Origin of the sequence: Pseudomonas sp. CBS (assembly GCF_024734645.1) — a bacterium.
Lineage (GTDB): Bacteria > Pseudomonadota > Gammaproteobacteria > Pseudomonadales > Pseudomonadaceae > Aquipseudomonas.
Map to the genome: position 1 here is coordinate 3,133,048 of NZ_CP102929.1, position 24,435 is coordinate 3,157,482.

23 protein-coding genes are annotated in these 24,435 nt (G+C 60.0%); 9 read left to right on the top strand and 14 right to left on the bottom strand.

The window, feature by feature from the left end:
* Window positions 1–206 precede the first annotated feature (206 nt).
* The 4 genes from NVB75_RS14225 to NVB75_RS14240 all read left to right on the top strand — a co-directional run bounded on the left by NVB75_RS14225 (window position 207) and on the right by NVB75_RS14240 (window position 3,279).
* On the top strand, window positions 207–1,409 hold the full coding sequence (locus NVB75_RS14225; protein WP_258347732.1) for a pyridoxal phosphate-dependent aminotransferase: 1,203 nt from the start codon (window positions 207–209) through the stop codon (window positions 1,407–1,409).
* Window positions 1,410–1,448: 39 nt separating this feature from the next.
* The gene (locus tag NVB75_RS14230) at window positions 1,449–1,934 is read left to right on the top strand and encodes an N-acetyltransferase (RefSeq protein ID WP_008435578.1); all 486 of its coding nucleotides are present in this window, start codon (window positions 1,449–1,451) and stop codon (window positions 1,932–1,934) included.
* A gap of 69 nt (window positions 1,935–2,003) precedes the next feature.
* A complete protein-coding gene (locus tag NVB75_RS14235) occupies window positions 2,004–2,501 on the top strand; it encodes a hypothetical protein (protein WP_003216397.1) in 498 nt (165 codons plus the stop codon).
* Window positions 2,502–2,574: 73 nt separating this feature from the next.
* Entirely contained in the window at window positions 2,575–3,279 is a 705-nt protein-coding gene (locus tag NVB75_RS14240; RefSeq protein WP_258347735.1) for a hypothetical protein, read from the top strand.
* Between the two features lie 122 nt (window positions 3,280–3,401).
* Here the strand turns inward: NVB75_RS14240 and NVB75_RS14245 are convergent, their stop codons facing one another.
* The 5 genes from NVB75_RS14245 to glyA form a co-directional block, all read right to left on the bottom strand.
* Window positions 3,402–4,487 (bottom strand): pyridoxal phosphate-dependent aminotransferase, encoded by a 1,086-nt coding sequence (locus NVB75_RS14245; protein ID WP_258347737.1) that lies wholly within the window; start codon window positions 4,485–4,487, stop codon window positions 3,402–3,404.
* Window positions 4,488–4,636: 149 nt separating this feature from the next.
* A complete protein-coding gene (locus tag NVB75_RS14250; RefSeq protein WP_258347739.1) occupies window positions 4,637–6,079 on the bottom strand; it encodes a cytochrome c in 1,443 nt (480 codons plus the stop codon).
* A 3-nt stretch (window positions 6,080–6,082) separates the two neighbouring features.
* Window positions 6,083–7,672, bottom strand: coding sequence for a GMC family oxidoreductase (locus NVB75_RS14255; RefSeq protein WP_167662841.1), 1,590 nt, complete (start codon window positions 7,670–7,672; stop codon window positions 6,083–6,085).
* A 14-nt stretch (window positions 7,673–7,686) separates the two neighbouring features.
* Complete coding sequence (locus NVB75_RS14260; protein ID WP_258347741.1) at window positions 7,687–8,223, bottom strand: sorbitol dehydrogenase family protein; 537 nt, start codon at window positions 8,221–8,223, stop codon at window positions 7,687–7,689.
* A 256-nt stretch (window positions 8,224–8,479) separates the two neighbouring features.
* Entirely contained in the window at window positions 8,480–9,835 is a 1,356-nt protein-coding gene (gene glyA, locus NVB75_RS14265) for a serine hydroxymethyltransferase (protein WP_258347743.1), read from the bottom strand.
* A 278-nt stretch (window positions 9,836–10,113) separates the two neighbouring features.
* On the opposite strand from glyA, the gene NVB75_RS14270 reads away from it, so the two are divergent.
* The 3 genes from NVB75_RS14270 (at window position 10,114) to NVB75_RS14280 (ending at window position 12,177) form a co-directional block, all read left to right on the top strand.
* Window positions 10,114–10,719 carry a helix-turn-helix transcriptional regulator gene (locus NVB75_RS14270; RefSeq protein ID WP_258347745.1) on the top strand — a complete coding sequence of 202 codons (606 nt, stop codon included), beginning with the start codon at window positions 10,114–10,116 and terminating at the stop codon, window positions 10,717–10,719.
* A complete protein-coding gene (locus tag NVB75_RS14275) occupies window positions 10,706–11,602 on the top strand; it encodes a queuosine precursor transporter (protein ID WP_258347746.1) in 897 nt (298 codons plus the stop codon). Before NVB75_RS14270 ends, NVB75_RS14275 begins: the two co-directional genes overlap by 14 nt.
* A 77-nt stretch (window positions 11,603–11,679) precedes the next feature.
* The gene (locus NVB75_RS14280; RefSeq protein WP_258347748.1) at window positions 11,680–12,177 is read left to right on the top strand and encodes a hypothetical protein; all 498 of its coding nucleotides are present in this window, start codon (window positions 11,680–11,682) and stop codon (window positions 12,175–12,177) included.
* On the opposite strand, the gene queC is transcribed toward NVB75_RS14280, so the two are convergent.
* From queC to hmpA, 8 genes are all read right to left on the bottom strand, one after another.
* On the bottom strand, window positions 12,123–12,815 hold the full coding sequence (queC, locus tag NVB75_RS14285) for a 7-cyano-7-deazaguanine synthase QueC (RefSeq protein ID WP_017480053.1): 693 nt from the start codon (window positions 12,813–12,815) through the stop codon (window positions 12,123–12,125). The genes NVB75_RS14280 and queC overlap by 55 nt on opposite strands.
* Before the next feature lie 190 nt (window positions 12,816–13,005).
* Complete coding sequence (gene cyoE / locus NVB75_RS14290; RefSeq protein WP_017480052.1) at window positions 13,006–13,893, bottom strand: heme o synthase; 888 nt, start codon at window positions 13,891–13,893, stop codon at window positions 13,006–13,008.
* 11 nt (window positions 13,894–13,904) lie between these two features.
* Window positions 13,905–14,240 (bottom strand): cytochrome o ubiquinol oxidase subunit IV, encoded by a 336-nt coding sequence (cyoD, locus tag NVB75_RS14295; RefSeq protein WP_003216374.1) that lies wholly within the window; start codon window positions 14,238–14,240, stop codon window positions 13,905–13,907.
* On the bottom strand, window positions 14,240–14,866 hold the full coding sequence (locus NVB75_RS14300) for a cytochrome o ubiquinol oxidase subunit III (RefSeq protein WP_008435616.1): 627 nt from the start codon (window positions 14,864–14,866) through the stop codon (window positions 14,240–14,242). Before NVB75_RS14300 ends, cyoD begins: the two co-directional genes overlap by 1 nt.
* Before the next feature lie 3 nt (window positions 14,867–14,869).
* A complete protein-coding gene (gene cyoB, locus NVB75_RS14305; RefSeq protein ID WP_003216371.1) occupies window positions 14,870–16,888 on the bottom strand; it encodes a cytochrome o ubiquinol oxidase subunit I in 2,019 nt (672 codons plus the stop codon).
* A 3-nt stretch (window positions 16,889–16,891) separates the two neighbouring features.
* Window positions 16,892–17,833, bottom strand: a complete 942-nt coding sequence (cyoA, locus tag NVB75_RS14310) for a ubiquinol oxidase subunit II (RefSeq protein ID WP_076015660.1) — start codon at window positions 17,831–17,833, stop codon at window positions 16,892–16,894.
* An 801-nt stretch (window positions 17,834–18,634) separates the two neighbouring features.
* Window positions 18,635–19,141: a disulfide bond formation protein B gene (locus tag NVB75_RS14315; protein WP_258347750.1), complete on the bottom strand. Its 507-nt coding sequence runs from the start codon at window positions 19,139–19,141 to the stop codon at window positions 18,635–18,637.
* Between the two features lie 236 nt (window positions 19,142–19,377).
* A complete protein-coding gene (gene hmpA, locus NVB75_RS14320) occupies window positions 19,378–20,559 on the bottom strand; it encodes an NO-inducible flavohemoprotein (protein WP_258347752.1) in 1,182 nt (393 codons plus the stop codon).
* 147 nt (window positions 20,560–20,706) lie between these two features.
* Between hmpA and norR the strand changes: the two genes are divergently transcribed.
* Complete coding sequence (gene norR / locus NVB75_RS14325) at window positions 20,707–22,251, top strand: nitric oxide reductase transcriptional regulator NorR (protein ID WP_258347754.1); 1,545 nt, start codon at window positions 20,707–20,709, stop codon at window positions 22,249–22,251.
* A 139-nt stretch (window positions 22,252–22,390) separates the two neighbouring features.
* On the opposite strand, the gene NVB75_RS14330 is transcribed toward norR, so the two are convergent.
* Window positions 22,391–23,302, bottom strand: a complete 912-nt coding sequence (locus NVB75_RS14330) for a DMT family transporter (protein WP_177044446.1) — start codon at window positions 23,300–23,302, stop codon at window positions 22,391–22,393.
* A 137-nt stretch (window positions 23,303–23,439) separates the two neighbouring features.
* Here NVB75_RS14330 and NVB75_RS14335 point away from each other — a divergent pair, with 137 nt between their 5' ends.
* Complete coding sequence (locus tag NVB75_RS14335; protein WP_258347756.1) at window positions 23,440–24,315, top strand: helix-turn-helix domain-containing protein; 876 nt, start codon at window positions 23,440–23,442, stop codon at window positions 24,313–24,315.
* The last annotated feature ends 120 nt before the right edge of the window (window positions 24,316–24,435 follow it).

Consider the following 24,435-nt stretch of genomic DNA (forward strand, 5'->3'; position numbering starts at 1 on the left):
AACCCGGCGTGGGGCGGTCCCCTCGGCGCAGGTCTGCAATCGTTTTTATTGGGTCATCAGGCAGATAACCGGGGCATGGTCGGCCCCAGCTTCGTTGTAGCGGATTTTTTGCGCGCGGCCCTTGATGTGGATCAGGCGGCATGTTCTACAGTGGAACTGAAATTGATTAATTGACGCGGGCATCGATGCCGGCGAGGAGAGCAAGGATGCGTTATTCACCCTTTGTGGGGCGCATTGGCGGCGAATCCGTCAGTGCCTGGGATATTCACTACGCCGCCGCCGAAGCTCAACTGCGTGGCGAAGACGTGATTGTGCTCAGTGTCGGCGACCCGGATTTCGCCACACACAGCGCGATCTGTGAAACCGCCGTGGACGCCCTGCGCGCCGGCGACACCCACTACACCCCTGTGCTCGGCCGCCCGAAACTGCGGGAAGCCATCGCAGCCCGGCAGAGCCTGCTGCAAGGGATTGCGGTGCACGCCGACAATATCGCCCTGGTCGCCGGCGCGCAGAATGGCCTGTTCGCGGCCTGCTTGTGCCTGTTCAGCCACGGCGATGAAGTGCTGGTGCCGGAGCCGATGTACCTGACCTACGAGGCCTGTGTCCAAGCCTCGGGGGCACGCATTAAAACCGTCGAACAACCGGCCGCCAACGGCTTTCGCCTGACCCGCACCGCGCTGCAAGCCGCGATTACCGACAAGACCCGGGGCATCGCCCTCGCTACACCGTGCAACCCCACCGGCAACGTCTACTGCCGCGAAGAGCTGGAAGCTGTCGCCGAAGTGGCACGCGCCCACGACCTGTGGGTGATTTGCGATGAAGTGTATGGGCAGCTCATCTACGACGATCAACACCAGAGCATCAGCGCATTACCCGACATGGCCGAGCGTACGGTGGTGCTCAACAGCCTGTCGAAAAGCCACGCCATGACTGGCTGGCGGGTAGGCTGGGTGGCAGGCCCGCCCACGTTGATCAGCCATCTGGAGAACTTGCTGCTGTGCATGATTTACGGCCTGCCAGGGTTTATCCAGGCGGCGGCGCTCAAGGCACTTGAATTGGATGAGGCCGTGGTCAGCGATGCCCGCGCGGTGTATCGGCGCCGGCGTGACCTGGTGGTGAACGCGTTGAGTGCGATCAGCGAGCTGGACTGCCGAGTCCCCCAGGCGGGCATGTTCATGCTGGTGGACGTACGCCGCACCGGGCTCACCGGCCGGGAATTCGCCTGGCAACTGTATCGCCAGACCGGCGTATCGGTGCTTGACGCCCAAGCGTTTGGCGCCAGCGCCGAAGGGTTTGTGCGGGTTTCGTTTACCGTTGCCGATGACACCCTCAGGGAGGCTTGCCAGCGCATTGCCGGCTTCGTTGAAGGGCTTGGGGCCAACGCCGCGCCTTTACGTGATCGCCGATAACGGGCATAAAACGCCCTTTGCCCCGTTCGAAGGACTGCCATGTCTCAAGGATTGACCTATCGCCAGGCGCACCTGGATGACCTGCACACCCTGTGCGTGCTGGGCCAGCCGCTGAACCGCCTGCATCACCAGGAACGGCCCGATATCTATCGTGACGCCACCGACCAGGTGGAGCGCGACCAGTCCCATTGGCGGCCCTGCCTGACCAGCCGGGTTCAGGCGGTGTTTCTTGCCGAGCAGCACGGCGTTGGTGTTGGATTTATCACCGCGCAAATCATCGAGACCGCCAGCCCGTTGTTGCAGCCGCTGCGTGTTGCCAGGATCGGCTCGATCTGCGTGCTGGAGGCACATCGCGGCCAGGGCATTGGCCGTGAACTGATGGCGCTCGCCGAACGCTGGGCCATCCGCCAGGGCGCCCGGGATTTGCGCCTGACCGTCTGGGCCTTCAACGAACCGGCGCAGCGGCTGTACGAGGAATTGGGCTACGAAAAACGCGCCTTCGAAATGGGCAAGCGCCTCGGTTAAATCGATGGACAAGCCACGCGCGGCCCGGCGAATATCGACCCCCAACTTCATCAGGCACGGACGCTGACCATGCTCGACATTCTTCAGGGCACGCCCCTTTGGGTGTATGCCGTTTATCTGTGGATCTGCTGGTACGGGATCAAAGCCACCCGCGGCAGCCGCGAAAACCACCGGTCACTGGTTATCCTGCCGGTGGTGCTGGTGATCTGGTCGTTGCTGTCCATTGAGCATTCAACGCTGTCGATCGGCTGCTGGCTGGGCGGTGCCGCCGTGGGTTGCCTGTTGGCGATGGCGATGTTCACCGCCAAGGGTGCAAGCCTCGATGGCCACACGCTGGTGCTGCCCGGCACCTGGAAAATCCTGCTGATCTCCCAACTGTTCTTCGCCGTGAAGTACTACCTCGGTTACCAGCACGCCGTGCACCCGTTGCTGTCGAGCACCGCGCCAATGCTGGCCCTGGCGGGCGGGGCTTCGGGTTTTACCGTTGGGCTGTTTTGCGGGCGGGCGATCAAGCTGCAGCGGGCGTTGGCATCATTCAACCGGGATGAGGGCATTGTGCTGCCTTGACCTGATCCCCCTCCCCGCTGAAAATGCGCGACGCTTTTCCCGTCTCCCCGTTTACTGAAGTAGTGAAATTTCAATGTCCGATTCCCGCACCGAAGAATCCGTAGTCGCCTTGCAGTCCAAAGCTGAATACGAAAACGCCATCAATCTTTCACAGCACGTGCCGGCGGCCAAGACCATCAGTGAAATGGTGCTGGACGCGTTCCACACCTCCAAGGAAAGCGACCAGATCCGCGAGCTGCGCGTGGCCATCCGCCAGGCCCACGACGCCTTCGACGACGACAAGGCCTACGACCTGATGGGCGAGCTCAAGCAGCTCAAAGACGCCGAAGCCGCCGACAACGCCGCCCTGGAAGACCTCAACACCAAGTTCTCCATCAGCCGCATCCTGTCCAGCTTCAAGGACGACCCGGAGTTCCAGGAGCTGGTCTACGGCCTGGCCCTCAAGGTACTGAACCAGACCCACCAGGCCATCAGCAACCCGAGCGCCGGCAAAGGCAAGGCTTCCCGCCCGAAGAAGGAAATGGAAGTGTTCGCCATCAGCAAGGACGGCATCAGCGTCACCCTGCCGCTGCGTTCGCCGCGCTCCAAGCCGAACGTGGACCGTGAGGCGTTTGAGTTCCTCGGTTTTACCTTTGTCGGTGAAGGAGACGAGGCGGAACTGGAAGTTGAAACCTTTGTGGATAACTCGGGCGCCGAGCAGCCACTGACACGTAAAAGCATCATCAGCGCGCTGCAGCAGCAGACGGCGTTTGAGGGCTACAGCATCGCCCAGCAGTAACCCGATCTAAATGTGGGAGCGGGCTTGCTCGCGAAGACGGTGGGTCAGTCACGTATGCATTGACTGACACTCCGCTTTCGCGAGCAAGCCCGCTCCCACATTTGACCTGCGTCGCAGCGAATTCAGCGTACGACCTGAGCCGCAAACACCTCGCGAAACCGCTTCATCTCATCAGCATTCCCCACGGTAACCCGCACCCACTGCGGCCAGTTTTGCCACACGCGCCCAATCTTCACGCCCTGCTCGTCCAGCCGCTCGATGACCTGTTCCGCCGGACGGCGCACATCAATCATGAAGCAGTTGCTGTGAGACGCTGTGCAGGTGAATCCGCGGTTTTTTAGCCAGGCCACCGTCTCATCCCGCAACCGGGTATTGAGCGCCTTGCGCGCCGGCACCAGTTGCGCGTCCGCAAGGCTGGCGCGGCCGGCGAGCAAGCTGGCGGCCGCCGGCACGTTGTCCCCGCCAAACACCGCCAGTTGTTCCAGCAACTGCGGGTGACCGATCGCCAGCCCCAGGCGTGCGCCGGCCAGGCCGTAGATTTTCGAGAACGTGCGCAACACCAGCAAGTCATCATGGTCCTTGACCCACGCCACGCAACTGGGCGCATCGCTGAAGTCGATATAGGCCTCGTCCACCAGCAAAATGCTGCCTTTGGGTTTGTTCGCCAGTGCCTGTTCGATGGCCTTGGCGGGTGTGAGGGTGCCGGTGGGATTGTTCGGGTTGCAGAGGTAGATCAGGCCGGGCTGCCGGTCAATGGCGAGCATGGCGGGAAGGTCATGGGCGTGATCGGCGGTGAGATCGACTTCGTGCACCCTGGCCTTGCGCGATTCGGCAGCCTGGCGCGGTACTTCGTAGGAAGGCGTGGCCATCACCAGGCTGCGGGTTTCGCTGGTAAACGCCAGCACCGCGTAGCGCAACGCAGCCATGGAGCCAGCGAACACCGCCACCTGCTCCTCCAAAATGCCCTGCTGCTGGGCAAATTGTTCAACCAGCGCGTACATGTCCGGGTACGGGTAGCGCCCCGAAACGGCAATACCGCGCTGCATGGCCTGCCGCGCAGCCGGCGAGGGCCCGTAGGGGCTTTCGTTGTAGTTGAGCAGCACCTCGGGCGGCGCCACGGCGGGGCTTGCTTCAGCCCAGTCCAGGCGACCCAGCAACGGCAAGGCTGCGCCCAGTGCGATCAGGGAACGACGACTCACGTTGACCATGATGACTTCTCCTTGTCGGCTCGCAGCTTCAGGTGCGGAATTCGCGCCCGTTCCTACAGTTGGGTATGACGAGGAAAACATCCGGTGATTTACCCGCCCAACAAAAAGCCCCGCACTTCATACCGAAGGCGGGGCTTTTGCGTGTCTGGCTAGTTGGAATGAAAACGCCGGTTCAACGCGATCCGCTTGGCCTCCACTTCCCGCAGGTGTTGGTGGTGACGCCGCCACAGCACCAGCACGATGACCAGCACCAGCGCCAACAGGCCACCGCCCCACAACAGATACGGCATCGCCGTGATCAATAACGGCGTATCCCCACCGCGACGCAGGCTCGTCACTTCTTCGGAACTGACACTCAGCGCCGGGTTGCCGAAGGTCTGCAGGCTGTAGTTGGCGATGGCGGCGATTTGCGCGTCGTTCAGGTCGCCACCCAAAGCCGGCATATTCACTGCGCCGTCGGCACCTTTACGGTCGATGCCGGCGATGATCGCCATCACCAGGTTGTTGGCCTGGTTGCCGTTGAGCGCGGTGTTGAGGCTCAGGGATGGGTAGAACTTGTCCGCCGAGCCCTGGCCATCGCGACCGTGGCAGCTGGAGCAGGCCGAGTTGTAGAGGCGTGCGCCATCCAGGCCAGTGGCATCGGCCAGTGAGGCTTGATCGCCCTGGCCGGTTTCCAGGGCGCTCATGTCCACCGGCTTGACGTCGCGCACAATCCGCTCGGTCTGCCCGGGATCGCGGATCGGCGGCACGCTGTGCAGGTAGGCGGCCATGGCGTGCAGGTCGCTGTCGCTGAGGAAGCGGAAGCTGTTTTCCACCGCTTCGGCCATACCACCCGCTGCTTGAGCCTTGTCGGCGAGGTGACCGTTTTTCAGGAAGTTGACCAGGTCGTCCTCGCTCCAGTCGCCGAGGCCACTGACCTTGTCGGAGGTGATGTTGGGCGCAACCCAGCCACCCAGTCTGGCGCCGGCCAGGTACTGGCTGTTGTCCTCGGCCATCAAGGCATTACGTGGGGTGTGGCAGGCACCGCAGTGGGCCAGGTTGTCCACCAGGTACTGGCCGCGGCTGGTCTGTTCGGTGGCGCCGGGCTTGGGCACAAAACCCTGGTTGTCGAGGAACACCAGGTTCCAGCCGAACATCAGTTGGCGGATGTTGAACGGGAACGCCAGGTGCGTTTCCGGCACCGGCTGGTCCACGGCTTTGACGCCCTGTTGCAGGTACACGTACAAGGCGTGGATGTCGTCATCACTCATGCCTTGGTACGAGGTGTAAGGCATCGCCGGGTACAGGTGCTGGCCCTTGGCGTTGATGCCTTTGCGCAAGGCGTCCGCCAGTTGCTGCTCGGTGTAGTCGCCGATGCCGTAGGCCTTGGACGGGGTGATGTTGCTGGAGATGATCTTGCCCATGGGTGAGTCGATCACATACCCACCGGCCAGAGGCGCGCCACCGTTTTCGGCGGTGCGGTGACAGGCTTCGCAATCGCCGGCACGGGCGACATAGGCGCCCTTCTCGATCAGCGCATCGGTGTCTTCAGCGGCAAACACCGGCAACGCGGTGAGCAGCAAGGCCAGCAGCGGAAATTTAAGCAATCCCATGACCTAGACCTCCCGCGCAATGATGTCGGCCATACGGATACTCAGCGCCACGCCGGCCAGGGTCGGGTTGATGGTGCCGGAGGCCGGGATCACCCCGGTGGTGGCGAGGAACAGGTTGGCGTGGTCGTGGGTGCGGCACTCGTGGTTGACCACCGAGTCCTTGGGGTTGGCGCCCATGATCACGGTGCCCATCAGGTGGTCGCGGTTCTGGTAGCCGGTGTTGTCTTCCACCACCGTGCCGCCCATCAGTTGCACGAAGTGCGCATAGTCTTCAGTGACACCGGCCTTGGCCGCCTTCACGTAATCGCCCACCTCGTAGTTGACCACCAGCATCGGGATGCCCAGGGCGTCCTTGCGGGTGCGGCTCGGGCGTACGGTGTTGGTCGAAAGCGGCAGGGTTTCGTAGACGGTGGAAACATCAACCCAGCGCGCCGCGTCATGGCGGATGCGCTCGTCCAGTTCCTTGCCGTACACGCCTTGGGCGATCAGGCGTTTGGCCACGGCGATGTTCGGCACGTTGTTGGAGATCGAGTGTTTGACCGACGCCCGTTCCTTGCGGAATTCGCCGTCGCGGCGATTGAATATTCCGCCCTGCTGCACCGCGCCGCGTCCCGGCCACAAAGGCTCGTCGGCGATAAATTGCAGGCCTTGGCCAGTGTGGTCCATCAGGTTGCGACCGACCTGGTCGGAGGAGTTGGCCACCTCGGAAATCAGCAGCAGCTTGGGGGTTTCCAGGCCGTGGGCGGCAACGATGAAGTACTTGGCGGTGAGCCGCACATCGGCACCGGTGGAGCTGCGGTAATGGATGGCGACAATCTTGTCGTCCGCGCCTTTTTCCAGCTTGTAGGCGGTGGCGTCGGTGATCAGCTTGGCGCCGGCCTGTTCGGCATGGCGGGCATGCACATCGCCGCTGTACATCGCACCGATGGGGCAGACCGGCATGCAGTTGTTGTTGCCGCTGCACGCCGGGCGCCCGTCGTAGGGTTCGGTGGCACGGCCATTGGGCTCATGGATAAAGTGATAACCGGCCGGGGCCATGCGTTCACGCAGGCGCTGGAACAGGTAGGTATCGCCCTCCGGCGCCATCGGATAGGGGCTGGAGCGCGGCGGGAAAGCGCCGCCGCCCTGCCCGCTCTGGTCCTGGGTGTCACTGCCGCACACGCCCAGGGCAATTTCCGCACGTACGTAATAGGGTTCCAGTTCGCTGTATTCCAGCGGCCAGTCGCGACCTACGCCGTAGAGCGTCTTGAGCTTCATATCGTTGGGCAAGTAACGCCAGCACGCCGCCGCCCAGTGCCAGGTGGTACCGCCCACCAGTTTCAACATGCCGGGGCGAAACTCGAAAGAACCGGTGTTCTCGATGTATTGCTCATCATAAGAATGATGGGCCCACGGCTCATTCGGATAGGGTGAGTTGTAATTGCCCTTGTTCGACGAATTACGGAAGTTCTCGACTATCTTCCAGCGGGGAATATGTTCACCCGCTTCCAGAATAATCACCGACTTGCCGAGTTTGGCCAATTCAAAGGCTGCGTTACTGCCTAATGCGCCGGAGCCAACCACAATGACATCGGCGTCAAAATCCTGATTCATATAAGTGCCTTGTCTTAGTCGTTGGCCAGCGTGGCCGGGGGATTGACCCAGTAATTGGTTTTTCCCCGGGAGTACGTCGGGATCACCGTGGCGTCTGCGGTCGGCTGGTAGGCCAGCGCGCCGGTGAAGGTCACCAGTCGCGTGCCGTCGGTGGCGCGCAGGGACACCGGCGTGCCGGTGTAGCCCAGGTACCAGGCGGAGACGATTTTCTGCGTCGTATCCTTGATCACCGGGTCGCGGTAAAACGGGCTGCCGGACAACTGGCCGACGCTACGCAAGTGATGCTGACCAACCTTGCTCCACAAGGCTTTCATCTTCTGCGGAAACTCGAGGTCGTTCTGGGTGCACTGGGCCAGGATGCGCAAGGACAGGGCGGCATCCAGGCTCGGGCGTTCGAGGAGGAACATCGACAACTGGCGGAAGGATTCGACGTCGTCGCTGGCGGCGCTGCTGACTTCCTGGGCCAACGCAACACCGGCCCACAGCGGGGCAAACAGGCCGGCACCGGTCAAGGCTGCGCCTGAATACAGGAGTTTTCTTCGGGTTATCACGGGGTATCTCCTCATAAGTCGAACAACTATCGGCGCAGAGGCCAAGTTCGACTTCACTGCAAAAGGCTGAGTACTTCGTTCACGGAGGTTGAACGGACTTTAAGAGCCCTTTTTATAACTGCCAGGAGAACGCCAAGCTGTCATGCAGCTTGTTAATTATGGATATGAGCAATAACGCGACCGTGTATAACAGCCGCTTAAACACCGTACAGCAATTTATCCCGCAATAACATGAAACATCCCCGTGGACACTGGCTCAGTTGTGCAGGTAATCCGCGAGGGGATACTTCGCGCACAAGGTTTGGGCCTGCAAACGCAGGGATTCCTGTGCATTGGGATCAAGGGTGAACTTGTGCTCGTTGAGGGGCGTGACGGCATCGAGTACCCGGCACACCAACTCGACGACCTGACGGCATCCGGAAGCGTCGAGATAGCGTTGCGCCATTGAGCCTGTGCCGATACACAACCCGCCAGCGACAAATGACGGTCGCGTCTCCCCCGGTGCGCGATGTTTATCCACGATGATGCCGCACTGCTCCAGGGCCGCCTGGGCGATGGAGCCGGTGATGCCACCACGCAAGCGGATCAGCACCGAGTGGTTTTCACTGCGCCCGCCCACCACCTCGTAGTCGCAGGCCTGAAACGCATTGGCCAGTTCGTCGGCCGTGGTGCGAATCCGCGCCATCCAGGCGTCGAAATCCGCTGACATGGCGTAGCCGAATGCGGCCGCCTTTGCCGCGATCATATTGAAGGCCGGTGCGCCCTGCATCCGTGGAAACACGGCTTGGTCGAGGAGACGACTGAAAGTGGTCTTAAGGCCGGGCACCTTGGTTTCAGCGTCGCGACCGGAAAGGATCAGGCCGCCGCGAGGGCCGCCAAGCTGCTGGTGGGTGCACAGCGTGGTGACGTGTGCCGCGTTGATCGGGCTCGGATGACGCCCGGTGGCGACCAGGCCGGCGATGCTCGAAATGTCCGCCAGCAGGATCGACCCGGCTTCGTCGGCAATCCCGCGGAACCGCTCGAAATCGATGACGTGCGAGTAAGCCGTCGCACCGCAGATGATCACGCGCGGGCGATGGGCCAGCGCCAGTGTGCGCACCTGTTCGTAGTCGATAACGCCTTTGGAGGTGGTGCCGTATCTGAGCGCCTTGTAGTACGCCCCGGTGAACGCGACAGGGCTGCCATGACTCAGGTGCCCGCCGTGATCGGTGGCCATGCCGAGCACCGTGTCTCCCGGCTCCAGCAAGGCCGCCAGCACCTGGTAGATCGCAGTCGACCCCGAGTGTGATTGCACGCCGGCGTAGTGCGCACCGAACAGTTCACACGCTCGGCGGACAGCCAGGGCTTCGACCCGGTCGGCGTTCTCGCACCCGGCGTGATGGCGCCAGCCAAGCGCGCCCTCGGCGGTCACATTGACCAGCAGCGAGGCGGACGCCGCCAGGATGTGCGGTTTCACTGCACAGGACGAAGCGGCCAATGACAAGGTCTGGTGTTGGCGCGTGACTTCCGCATCCAGCAGCCCCGCCAGCTCCGCGTCCGCTGCACGTAGATCCGCCAGCCCTCGTTGCAGCAGGCCGGCCTGGTGGGTAAGTGGTTGCGTGTGGACTGTCATAGTCTTGGGTTCCTTCCCTGAAAATCGACTTCGCCTTTCCATTCGGCGCAGGGCAATTAAGCAGAAAAATGAACATTTTCCAAATTAAATGATTCTTTTTGGCTGCACACAGGGGGACAAGACGCGGTTTTTTCTGGCTGGGTAATGGCCAATCGCCAAAAAACTGATCACGGTCTTTATTCTTGTAGCGGGCGCATGCAACACTTCGCGCCGCGGCGAAGCACGCGACCCAGCGCAACATGGACGCTCTGTGTAAAACATAAGGAAGTGGTGGGCATTTGATTCACAGAAGAGAACGCACCGAGTATTTGAAGAGCAATATCAAATACCTGATCAAAAGCCGTGGAGAAACGCAGCTGTCGTTGTGCAACTCGGCCGGCCTGACCAGAACCACGATCTACAACATTCTGGAAGGCAAGGTCGTCAACGTTCAGCAGTCCACCGTCCGCAAGATCTCGGATTTCTTTGGCGTGTCCTATGAAGAAATCGAGACCCTCGACTTTGAAGAAAAAGAGATCATCGACAGCAGTATTTCCCCCCAGGGAAATATGAACCCCGCCGCCGTGCCGATCATCAAGCAAAGCCAGGTCATGGCAAGCATGGACAAGCGCATTGGCGAACTGGCCACGCTGTACCCGCTGACTTACTACTTCGGCACTTCCTATAACTTGATCGCCGTGCTGCTGGAGCATGCAATTGCCGGCGTCAACGAGCCGGGGGATTTGTTGATCGTGCAGAAAGGTACGTCGAGCGACGATAAGGAAAAGTTGGTGTACGACAGCGTCAGCAAAAAACTATTTATCACGGATGAAGCGTGTATCAGCTCGGATCGTATCTGTGTGGTGGGAGATATCATCGAGGAGCGCTTCAATGACAACGTATGAGCACGAAGTCGAGAACAGCAAATACAAACTGCTGGGGTTCGAGAATGACAAGAGCCTGGCGGTGATCATGGTGATCGCCACGGGCAAGATCATTCGGGTAAAGCTGAGCGAAGTGCTGAACAGCGAAATCATGGACAATTTAAATAAAATGGAAGTCAAGAACATGTACAAGAAGTTCTATTCACAGGGCGGCGCGCTCACCGCCTACGACATCAACGACCGCAATGAGAACTCATGGATGATTTACATCATCCTGAACCTGCTGCTCTTTACGTTCTATATCTTCACCAGCATTGCCGCGACCAAACCTATTTACCTGGAGTCGCTGGGCATCATCGTCACCCCCGGCACGTTTCTCTACCCGCTGACGTTTCTGATCGTGGACCTGCTCAACGAGCAGTTCGGCCTCCGGCTGGCGAGACGGGCCATCCTGTTTGCGTTTGCCAGTAACGCGATGATCATCATCCTGCTCTACGGCTCGACCTTCCTCCCCGGCTTGCCAGGCTGGAAGCTCGATGGGCCGTATAACGACGTGATCATTCAGGTGTCGTCGGTGCTGATCGCCTCCTCGGTTTCGTTCCTGGTGTCGGAGAACATCAACTCGTACCTGCTGTGCAAGATCAAAGAGCTGACCAACTCCAAGTACCTGTTCCTGCGCATTTTCCTGAGTACGTTCTTCGCGGTGATTATCGACAGTTTCCTGTTCTGCTTCATCGCGTTCTACGGTGCCATGCAGACCAGCGACATCCTGAACATGATCTACGTGCAGATCGCGATTAAGGTCTGCTTTGCCTTCATCAACATCCTGCCGGCCTACGGTGCCCGTTCGCTGTTCAAGCGCTACATCACGGGCGATACCCAGGTCCAACCGCACGCCAGCTGATGATCGTTCCCACGCTCTGCGTGGGAATGCCGCCTCGGACGCTCTGCGTCCGCCTTCGTGACGCGGAGCGTCACGGGATGCATTCCCACGCGGAGCGTGGGAACGATCGACAGGTCTGCTTTGCCTTCTTCAATATCCTGCCGGCCTATGGCGCCCGCTCGCTGTTCAAGCGCTACATCACGGGCCCAACTGCACGCCAACTGATGATCGTTCCCACGCTCTGCGTGGGAATGCCGCATTGGACGCTCCGCGTCCGCCTTTGTGACGCGGAGCGTCACGGGATGCATTCCCACGCGGAGCGTGGGAACGATCGACAGGTCTGCTTTGCCTTCTTCAATATCCTGCCGGCCTATGGCGCCCGCTCGCTGTTCAAGCGCTACATCACGGGCCCAACTGCACGCCAGCTGATGATCGTTCCCACGCTCTGCGTGGGAATGCCGCGTTGGACGCTCCGCGTCCGCCTTTGTGACGCGGAGCGTCACGGGATGCGTTCCCACGCGGAGCGTGGGAACGATCGACATCACGCCAGTTTGCTTTTCAGGCTCTGCATGACGGCTGCCTTGTTTTCCAGGTAGTCGTTCAGGCCACGGGCGCGAAGGTTGCACGCGTCGCAGTTGCCGCAGCCCGTGCCGATAATGCCGTTGTAGCAGGTCAGGGTCTGGTTGCGGATCAAGTCCAACTGGTGGTGATAGTCCGCCAGGGCCCAGGTCTCGGCCTTGTTCAGCCACATCAGCGGGGTTTCCAGGCGCACGTCGTATTCCATACCCAGTTGCAGCGCTTTATTCAGCGCCTTGACGAACTCGTCACGGCAATCGGGATAGCCGGAGAAGTCGGTTTCACACACGCCGGTGATCACGGTTTCTGCCTTGACCTGATAGGCGTAGATCGCCGCCAAGGTTAAGAACAGAATGTTCCGCCCCGGCACGAAGGTGCTCGGCAAACTCTCGCCCGAGCTGTTCACCGTAGGTACCGGAATGTTGTCGCGGGTCAGGCTGCTGATGGCCAGCTCGTTCAACAGGGACACGTCCATCACCTTGTGAACGGTGGCACCCAGCTGTTTTGCGAGCTTCTGTGCAACTTCGATTTCCGCCACATGCCGCTGGCCATAATCGAAGGTAATGCAGTGCACTTCGTCATACAGCGGCAGTGCCTGGATCAGGCAGGTGGTCGAGTCCTGCCCACCACTGAATACGATAACGGCTTTTTTACTCATCATTCTGCTTCCTGCATTGATCAAATGTGTAGGAGCGAGGGGACGCCTAGTTCTTGCTCGCGAAAAACGTCAATGATAACGCAGCGTATCGGGTTTAACGCGGCGCCCTCTGGTTTTTCGCGAGCAAGCTCGCGCCTACAAAAAAGCCCCGCGCTTCTCACGAAGGCGGGGCTTTTTCTACTTCATCCACTCAGTGGGCGTAGGTCAGCAGCAACTCTTTCGGCACCTGGAAATCCAGGGACATCATCACGCTCAAGGCGGTGATGGTGAAGATCGAGAAGACGAACAGCTTACGTGCCCAGACGGTGTCATCCACCGCCTTGTAGCCGGTCCAGGCCATGTACAACCAGTACATGCCCATGGCGGCGGCAACGGCAAGGTAGCTCATGCCGGCGTAGCCACTGAAGGTCAACATCAAGGTCGCCACGAGGAAGGCCAGGATGTAGAGCAGGATGTGTTTCTTGGCGACCTTGATGCCACGCTTGACCGGCAGAACCGGAATCGAGGCAGCCAGGTAGTCATTGAAGCGGAAGATCGCGATGGCATAGGAGTGCGGCATCTGCCACAGGCTGAACATCACCAGTAGCACCAGCGCGGCCATGTCGAAGCTATTGGTCACAGCCACATAACCAATCACCGGCGGCATCGCCCCCGACAGACTGCCCACCAGCGTGCCGTGAACCGACTTGCGCTTGAGGTACAGGCTGTAGAAGCCGACGTAGATGACAAAACCGATCACGGCAAACAGCGCCGCCAGCGGGTTGGCCACCTTGTACAGCAACACCACGCCGGCGATACCCAAAACGGTCGCGAAGATCAGTGCCAGCTTCAGGGAGATAAGGCCCTGGACCAGCACACGATTCTTGGTGCGTTCCATCTTGATGTCGATATCGCGGTCGATGCAGTTGTTGAATACACAACCGGAAGCTACCACCAGGGACGTGCCGATCATCGCAGCCAGGAAAATGGCCAGATCGACATGCCCCTTGGAGGCCAGGAAGAAACCGCCTGCCACAGAAAGCACGTTACCGAAAATGATCCCCGGTTTGGTGATTTGGATAAAGTGCTTAAGCGACATCGGGTCTTACCTCACTTCGCCATCATGAACGTATGGATGCTGAACATGATCCATACCGACAGGCCAACCAGCAGGAGGATCACCAAACCTGCGAACACGAACGCAATCACGTTATCGCGCTGAGCCTTCGAGCGGTCCAGGTGCAGGAAGTACACCAGGTGAACCAGAACCTGAATCACCGCGAACGCCAGGACGATCATCAAGGTGATCGACTTCGGCAAGGTTGGGTACATCACCAGGCCGAACGGGATCAGCGTCAGGATGACCGACAGTATGAAGCCGATGGCGTACGACTTGACGCTGCCGTGGCTGTCATCGTGGCTGTCATGGGAATGTGCATTAGCCATTACAGAGTCCCCATCAGGTAGACAACGGTGAAGACGCAGATCCAGACCACGTCCAGGAAGTGCCAGAACAGGCTCAGGCAGCTCAGGCGAGTCTTGTTGGTGTTGGTCAGGCCATGTTTGTTGACCTGATACATCATGGTCGCCATCCAGATCAGACCGGCAGTCACGTGCAGACCGTGGGTACCTACCAGCGTGAAGAACGCCGACAGGAAGCCGCTACGGTGCGGGCCGTAACCTTCGGAGATCAGCAGGTGGAACTCGTTGACCTCCATGCCGATGAAGCCCAGGCCGAACAGGAAGGTCAGTGCCAACCAGCTCAGGACGCCTTTCTTGCTGCCCTTGTAGAAGGCCAGCATGGCGAAGCCGTAGGTGATCGAGCTGAACAACAGCAAGGCGGTTTCGCCGAGCACGTAAGGCAGTTCGAAGATGTCGTGGCCCGACGGGCCACCCGCTACGTTGTTTACCAGCACCGCGTACACCGCGAAGATCGACGCAAACAAGATGCAGTCGGTCATCAGGTAGAGCCAGAAACCGAATACGGTCATTGGCCCCGAGTCGTGGTGATGGTCATCGTGCCCATGGTCATCGACATGGGCGTGTCCAGCATTGGTCACTAAGTTCGACATGGTTTAAGCCTGTTCCAACGAGGTTTCAACACGGTTGGCCGGGATCTTCTTCTCGGCAACCAGGCGAGCGTGTTGCTCGGCTTCGATGCGTTCGATCACGTCGACCGGCACCATGTAGCCTTGGTCATCACGGGCAGCGTGAACGATGAAGTAGCCGATGGTGCCCACCAGGCTGACGATGGCCAGCCACCAGATGTGCCAGATCATCGCGAAACCGAACACGGTCAACAGCGCGCCCATCACAACGCCGGTAGCGGTGTTGTTAGGCATGTGGATCGGTTCATAACGTGCTGGCTTCTGGTACGCAGTACCGTCTTCCTTGGCTTCGGTGAACGGATCGATGCTGTCGGCCTTCGGCAGTACGGCAAAGTTGTAGAACGGCGGTGGCGACGAAGTCGACCATTCCAGGGTGTGTGCATTCCATGGGTCGCCGGATTCGCACATGTTCTGCTTGCGATCACGCACGCTGACATACAGCTGAATCAACTGGCAGGCGATACCGACAGCGATCATCAGTGCACCCACCATGGCAACGTACAGGTACGGTACCCACTCAGGGTTGGTGGTGGCGTTCAGACGACGGGTCATGCCCATGAAGCCCAGTGCGTAGAGCGGCATGAACGCGACGAAGAAGCCCGAGATCCAGAACCAGAATGCAGCCTTGCCCCAGCCTTCGTGCAGCTTGAAGCCGAACGCTTTCGGGAAGTAGAAGCTGAAACCTGCGATGTAGCCGAATACTGCGCCGCCGATGATCACGTTATGGAAGTGAGCAATTACGAACAGGCTGTTGTGCAGTACGAAGTCAGCACCCGGGATGGCCAGCAGTACGCCGGTCATGCCGCCGATCGCGAAGGTCACCATGAAGCCCAGGGTCCACAGAACCTGGCTGGTGATACGCAGACGACCGTGATAGATGGTGAACAGCCAGTTAAATAGCTTCACCCCCGTCGGGATAGAAATCAGCATCGTCGCCAGTCCGAAGAACGCGTTGACGCTGGCCCCCGAACCCATGGTGAAGAAGTGGTGCAGCCAAACCATGAAGCCCAGTACCGAGATCGCGCCCGAGGCGTAGATCATCGAATGGTGACCGAACAGGCGCTTGCCCGAGAAGGTCGAGATCACTTCAGAGAAGATACCGAACGCTGGCAGGATCAGGATGTACACCTCAGGGTGACCCCATGCCCAGAACAGGTTCACGTACATCATTGGATTGCCACCAAGTTCATTGGTGAAAATGTGGAAATCCAGGTAACGGTCAAGCGACAGCAACGCCATGGTTGCAGCCAGGATCGGGAACGATGCAACGATCAGTACGTTGGCCCAGGTGCAGGTCCAGGTGAAGATCGGCATGTCCATCAGCTTCATGCCCGGGGCGCGCATTTTCAAGACGGTGGCCAGGAAGTTGACCCCCGTCAGTGTCGTCCCGAGTCCTGATAACTGTAGCGCCCAGATGTAGTAATCCACACCCACGCCCGGACTGTAGGCCAGGCCCGACAATGGCGGATACGCAACCCAACCGGTCTTGGCGAATTCGCCGACGCCCAGGGACAGGTTGATCAGCACTACGCCGGATACCAGCAGCCAGAAGCTCAGGGAGTTCAGGAACGGGAACGCAACGTCACGCGCACCGATCTGCAGCGGCAAGGCAAGGTTCATCAGGCCGGTGAAGAAAGGCATCGCCATGAAGATGATCATGATCACACCGTGGGCGGTGAAGATCTGGTCATAGTGTTCAGGGGGCAGGTAGCCAGGCGAACCCTCGGTGGCCATGGCCAACTGGGTACGCATCATGATGGCGTCGGCAAAACCACGCAGCAGCATGACCATGGCAACGATGACGTACATGACGCCGATTTTCTTGTGGTCGACCGAAGTCAGCCATTCGGTCCACAGGTAGGTCCACTTCTTGAAGTAAGTGATACCTGCAAACAGTGCCAGACCACCCAGCGCGATCATGGCGATGGTCACCATCACGATCGGCTCGTGGAACGGGACCGCATCCCAACTTAATTTACCAAACATCGTTTACTCCTCTGCCCCAGCAGTTGAATGCGAGCCCGTGTCAGAACCTTCAACCGCGGCCACTTCTTTCTTCTCGTGCTTGACCGGCTTGCCTGGCTTCATACCTTCGTACTTGTCGACGATTTTCTGAAACAGGTCCGGCTCGTACGTGGAGTACAGGGCGACTGGGTTGTTCTGGCTTGGTTTGGCAAGGGCATCGTATTCAGCTTGATCAAGCTGTTTAGGTGCGGCCTTGACTTCGGCTACCCAGGCGTTGAAATCTTCCTGGCTCGTCGAGATCGCTTTGAATTTCATGCCGGTGAAGCCAGCACCGCTGTAGTTGGCGGAGATGCCTTCCATTTCAGCTTTCTCGTTCGCGATCAGGTGCAGGCGAGTCTGCATGCCTGCCATCGCGTAGATCTGGCCACCCAGTGCAGGGATGAAGAACGAGTTCATCACGGCGTCGGAGGTGATCCGGAAGTTAAGCGGGGTGTTCTCCGGGAACCGGATCTGGTTCACAGTGGCGATACCCAGGTCCGGGTAGATGAACAGCCACTTCCAGTCCAGCGCGACCACTTCGATGTTGATCGGCTTGACGTCGGAGTCCAGCGGACGGTAAGGGTCCAGCTCATGGGTCGACTTATAGGTGATGTAACCCAGGGCGATGATGATGAGGATCGGCACCAGCCACACCGCGATTTCGATCTTGGTGGAGTGCGACCACTTCGGCGCGTAGGTCGCGCTGGTGTTCGACGCGCGGTATTTCCAGGCGAAAGCGAACGTCATGATGATCACGGGCACCACGACCAACAGCATCAGCAGGGTGGCGGTGATGATCAGGTTGCGTTGATCCAGACCGACCTGACCTTTAGGGTCGAGCAAGGTCCACTTGCAGCCTCCCAGCATTAACATCATGCCGAGCAGCGGCAAAAAGCCTAGTAATCGGGGGTACCTGTTTTTACTCATCTCACGACCTCTAAAGCAGCTTGCGCAATGCAGTTGGGTTTTGATCGCCAACACTTCACCCTGCCAAGGGTTGGCATTTCTCTTCGATTGAATAAGGGCCTGCCCGTCGCACCTTGCGCGAATCGACACGTCCCGGGCTAGCGGTGAGTTCTTATTCGAATTCGTTGGTCAAAGGCCTTGTTACAGACCAATTCCATTTGGTGCGGATAGTTGAAAGGCTGCCGGCACCTGGGGTCGCATGAAACGTTACATCCGCTTCTCGACCGCCCTAGTTTGCTCACGGGTGAGCAGCACCGGACATTCAGTGCGGGCGATTGTAGTTAGCTAGCGATGTATAAACCATGTCTTATCCAGAAATAATTTTTATCGTTTCCAGCAATAATCCTTCACCATTATTGCAAAGGTCCGCGATCGTATCGCGTTTGATTCTCGACAAAAACCACAAAAATTGCCGTGTTATTGGGCGCTTTGCCACATCCCCCACAGGCTGTAAGGGCATCGAAAACTGATCCAAGTCCCCTAAAAACAAGGCATTCGGACATCAGCCAATGTCGCGCACCTCACGCCGCTCGCGGCCCCGGCCAAACGACGAACTGACAGCCACAAAACGCTGCCTTGTGCAAATTTATGCCGCGTTTACGGGCGTGAGAAACGTCCTGCGACAGCTTCCGTGTGACAACATGTCGCACGCTGAGCGCACCCAAACTTGCCCCGCGTCACGGTCCCTTCACAAAATGCCTACAAACAAAAACGCCCCGTCCTTCTTTATAAGGAAGGCCGGGGCGTTTGGTTGTTTACGGTTCAGGCTTTGTTCTGGCGATTCCGGTAAATACCCAGTGGCACCAGGATGACCGTCAGCACAAAGGCCACCAGCGCCCATTGGGCCAGGGACAGGCCGAGAACGGGCGGGTAAGGCGTCTCACAGAAACCGTCGACCTGGAAACCCAGGGGGAACACTGAAGCCAGCGGCAAGCCATCGACAATCGGTTGCAGCACATCGATGCCGCAGCTGACCTTCGGAAAGAACTGGATGTACACGTGATAGCCGGCGGCGGCGACACCCCCGAGGGCACTGAGGGTCACCAGCGCTTCAAACAGCGTGACGCTGCGGGTGGTGCGCATGGCGGCACCGATGAAGGCGAAGATCGCGATCAGCAGCAAGGCATAACGTTGCAGGATGCACAGCGGGCAAGGTGCCTCGCCCAGCACCACCTGCATGTACAGCGCCCCGCCGATCAGCGCCAGGCAGATAATGCCCAGCAGTACCAGAAAGCGTCGCTCCCTGCCCAAACGCAATTCGTCGATCATCCCCGTTTCCCTTTAGCCAATGTTGGTTGTGCCAATGGCCGCAAGTTTACACGCGGACGGTGAAAGTTGAGCGGTTGGCGTGAGGAGGTTTAAACAGGGAGGGTTAACAGGGGATTAATGCCCCCTGTAGGAGCGAGCTTGCTCGCGAAAAACGTCAACGATAACGCGTACATTCTGGATATACGCGATGCCCTTGCGTTCTTCGCGAGCAAGCTCGCTCCTACAGGGAGGGTGGGTTATTCCAGGGCCGACGCCGGCCCAAAGAACTCATACCGGCTCTGCTGCTCCGGCACACCCAAGGCCTTCAAGTGACGCTTGATCGCCGCCATGAAGCCTTTAGGCCCCAGGAAATACGCATCCACGTCCCGCTCCTGGGGCAACCACGCCGCCAGTTGCTCCTGGCTCAGCATGCCAACCTTGTCCGCCGCCGGGCTCACGCCATCATCTTCGGCGTAGCAATAAAAACGCTTGAGCTGCGGATGCTGCGCGGCCAGGCCATCCACCCACTCGCGGAACGCATGCACGCCACCATTACGCGCACAGTGGATAAAGTGAATCGGACGTTCGGTGGCCAGGGCCGCTTCGAGCATCGGCAGGGTTGGCGTGATGCCCACACCACCACTGATCAGCACCAGGGGCTTGTCGCTGGCCGCTAACGTGAACTCCCCCGATGGCGGAAACAGATCGATGGTCGCGCCCACCTGGAACTGGTCATGCAGGTAGTTCGACACCCGGCCACCGGCTTCGCGCTTGACGCTGATGCGGTACTGGCCCGAGTCGCCACGCGCCGACAGGGAATAGTTGCGGCGCACTTCCTCGCCCTCCAGCACCAGCTTCATACCAATGTATTGCCCAGGCTCAGCCGCCAGGATCGGGCCTTTATCCACAGGCGCGAAGTAAAACGAGATAATTTCCGCGCTCTCCTCCACCCGCTTGACCAAGGTGAAAGGCCGCGCACCACGCCAGCCGCCCGGCGCTTCTTCCTTCTCTTTATAGATAGCCGCTTCGGCACCGATCAGGATGTCGGCCAGTTGGCCATAGGCAGCGCCCCAGGCGCTCATCACTTCAGGGGTGGCGATTTCACTGCCCAGCACTTCGGAAATCGCTCGCAGCAGGCAGGTACCGACAATCGGGTAATGCTCCGGCAGAATCTGCAGGGCCACGTGCTTGTTGATGATCTTCGCCACCAGGTCGCCCAACTGGTCCAACTGGTCGATGTGGCGGGCGTACATCAGCACGCCGTTCGCCAACGCCCGGGGCTGGTCGCCGCTGGCCTGGTGGGCCTGGTTGAACAGCGGGCGAACGTCGGGGTACTCGGACAGCATCATCCGGTAGAAATGGGTGATCAGGGCTTCGCCGCCACTTTCCAGCAGGGGCACGGTGGATTTGACGATGGCACGGTCTTGGGCACTAAGCATGGCAGACTCCTGAGTCTTCTTACTGATTACCCTTGGTTACTCAGTATTCATGCCAACTAATAAAACTTTATAAATCAGCAGCTTGAATTAAATGTAGTCAGTATGACTTCCTACACCTTATAGTCACTATGACTACAAGGAGTCATTATGACTGCGAAGCCGCTGCTCACCACCCTGCTGCCCCTGGTCGCCGACCTGTCCCGCGAACTGCCGGAAGGCGAGCGCTATCGGCGCCTGCTCCAGGCCATGCGCGCCCTGCTGCCCTGCGACGCCGCCGCCCTGCTGCGCCTCGACGGCGAATGGCTGGTGCCGCTGGCGGTGGATGGCTTGAGCACCGACACCCTCGGCCGGCGCTTCAAGGTCAGCGAACATCCGCGCTTTGGTGTGCTGCTCAGCAGCCCCGGCCCCACCCGCTTTGACAGCGACAGCGAACTGCCCGACCCCTATGACGGTTTGGTAGACGGCCTGCACGGGCACCTGGAAGTCCACGACTGCATGGGCTGCCCGCTGTTTGTCGACGACCAGCCCTGGGGCCTGCTGACCCTCGACGCCCTCGACACCGAGCGTTTCGAGCGGGTGGAACTGGACGCCCTGCAAGCCTTCGCCAGCCTCGCTGCCGCAACGGTGAATGTTGCCGAACGCATCGAACGCCTGGCCCTGCGGGCCGAAGACGAACACCAGCGGGCCGAAATCTACCGTCAGGCCAGCGGCCAGCAGCACAAGGAGATGATCGGCCAGAGCAAGACCCACAAACGCCTGGTGGAAGAAATCAACTTGGTGGGCGGCAGCGATTTGACCGTACTGATCACCGGCGAGACCGGAGTCGGCAAAGAGCTGGTGGCCCAGGCGATCCACGCCGCCTCATCCCGCGCCGAAAAACCGTTGATCAGCCTCAACTGCGCCGCCCTGCCGGAAACCCTGGTGGAAAGCGAGCTGTTCGGGCATGTGCGCGGGGCGTTTACCGGCGCGCTGAACGAACGCCGGGGCAAGTTCGAACTGGCGAATGGCGGCACGTTGTTTCTCGATGAGGTGGGCGAATTGTCCCTCACCGTGCAGGCCAAGCTGCTGCGGGTGCTGCAAAGCGGCCAGTTGCAGCGCTTGGGTTCCGACAAGGAGCATCAGGTGGATGTGCGCCTGATCGCCGCCACTAACCGCGATTTGGCCGAAGAAGTGCGCAGCGGGCGTTATCGTGCCGACTTCTATCACCGCTTGAGTGTGTACCCGCTGCAAGTCCCTGCGTTGCGCGAGCGTGGTCGCGATGTGCTGTTGCTGGCGGGGTTTTTCCTTGAACAGAACCGCTCACGCATGGGCCTGGGCAGCCTGCGCCTGACCAGCGATGCCCAGGCGGCACTGCTGGCTTATACATGGCCAGGGAATGTGCGCGAACTGGAACACTTGATCGGCCGCAGCGCCCTGAAAGCCCTGGGTAACTGCCGGGAACGGCCGAAGATTCTCAGCCTCAGCGCGGCGGACCTGGACTTGCCGAACGCCACCGCGCCACCGCTCGAAGCGCAGCCCGACCCCGTGCCGGACGTCACCGGCGACCTGCGCCTGGCCACCGAGAACTACCAGCGCCAGGTCATCAGCGCCTGCCTGGAACGCCACCAGCATAACTGGGCCAGCGCTGCCCGCGAGCTGGGCCTGGACCGGGCCAACCTGGGGCGGATGGCCAAGCGCCTGGGCCTGAAGTAATGAACGGTGATTCTCAGGTAAAGGAGATCAACTGTGGGAGCTGTCGAGCCTTAGCGAGGCTGCGATGGCATCACCGCAGTGCACCTGCAAAACCGCAACGCCTGCATCGCAGCCTCGCTTGGGCTCGACAGCTCCCACACTAAACCTGCTTCGCCTTGTAGATTGGATTGATTGGCGCGCCAGCCTTGGGCTTACGAAACACCAACACATTCCCCAGCATCACCAGCACCAGCCCCGCCAACGCTGGCGCTGTCCACTGATAGCCCTCGGCAAACGCCGAGACGTTCAACGCCACCACCGGGAACAGCACGGTGCAATACGCCGCCCGCTCCGGCCCCATGCGCCCGACCAGGGTCAGGTAGGCGGTAAAACCGATCACCGAACCCGGGATCACCAGGTACAGCAACGAACCGATGTAGCGGCTGTTCCATTCCATGTCGAACGGAATGCCCTGCACCGCGCAGTACATCGCCAGCATCGATGCGCCATAGGCCATGCCCCAGGCATTGGTGGTCAGTGGCTTGAGGCCGGCCTTCTGTTGCAGGCTCGACAGCAGGTTGCCCGCCGAAAAACACATCGTACCGAGCAGCGCCAAACCCAGGCCGAGCAAGGTTTGCGGGCTGGCGGTGTGCCCCACCAGTTCCGGCCAGAACAACAGCCCCAGGCCCAACAACCCGAGGCCGCCGCCCATCAACACATTGCGTGCGACCTTCTGGCCAAAGAACACCCGAGCGTTCAGCGCGTTCCACAACGTCGCCGTCGAGAACACCACCGCCACCAGCCCGCTGGGAATCCACTGGCTGGCGGTCAGGAAGCACATGAAGTTGACGCAAAACAGGCACAGGCCCTGGGCCAGGCAGATCAAATGCCCACGGCGGTTCATCACCTGCAGCTTGCGGCTGAGCAGCAGCATCACGAACAGCACCAGCGCCGCCAGGCCAAAGCGATAAACGATGGACACCGGAATCGCTACCACGCCCAACTGCCATTTGAGGGCAATCCAGGTGGTGCCCCAGATCAGTACAGTAAGTAAATACAGGAAAAGGTTCATGGCGGGCTCCGAGGGTTGAGCCACAGTTTCGCCCCGGGCGGCACCAAGCCTCTTGCACATTCTTGCGCTTTTGTCGGCTGCCGGGATCACAGGAATCGCCGCTGGGAGTAGGATGCGAGCTGTCAGAGAGTACGAATATGCCGCCACTGGAAACCCTGCAAGTCTTTCAATCCCTCAACCGCTCGCCCAACGCTCGCCTCGAGCTGTGCGCCGAGCTCGGTGACGGCTTGTCTGCAGCCTTGTGGAGCAACCATCACGACGCTCAGGATTACGAAGCCCCCGACCATCACACCCTGTCCTGCTACATCGGCGGCGGCACCGGCACCTTTCGCCGCGACCAGCCCGGCACCAAGGGCGGCCCGGACAAGTTGTGCATCCTGCCGGCCGAGCATCAGTCGGCCTGGGTGATCAACGGCGAAATCCGCCTGGCCCATGTGTATTTCAGCCCGGAGCAATTCGCCCTGGGCTGCGTGACCTTGCTGGACCGTGAACCCCGCGAGTTGCAGTTGCGTGAAAGCACCTTCCTCGACGACGCGCAGCAGGCCCGGCGCTTTCACCAGTTGATCAGCCTGAACTGGAAAGAGCCCGGCGAGCGCCTGCTGACCAGCAGCCTGGCCCATGAAATGCTCAGCCATACCTTGCTCAGCCAGGTAGGGATGCGTGAGGGGTTGCGCTTGAAAGGCGGGCTGGCCGCCCACCAGCGTCGGCAATTGGTGGAGCACATCGACCAGCAACTGGCCGAGCCAATCAGCCTGGGACAGTTGGCAGGCTTGTGCGCCTTGTCGGAGTACCACTTCGCGCGGATGTTTCGCGAGAGCTTTGGCCTGCCGCCCCACCAGTACCTGCTGTCGCGGCGCCTGGCCCGCGCCCGGGAGTTGTTGCGTGGCGGGTCATTGCCCTTGGGCGAGATTGCGCTGGCATGCGGGTTTTCCAGTGCCAGCCACTTTACCAACCGGTTCCGCCAGGCGATGGGCGCGACACCCGGGGAATACCGCCAGGCATTCCTGCCTTGAAATGCAATCCGCCTGACGGCACAGGACCAATGTGGGAGCGGGCTTGCTCGCGAAAGCGGTGGATCAGTCAGTACATGTGTTGACTGTCACTCCGCATTCGCGAGCAAGCCCGCTCCCACA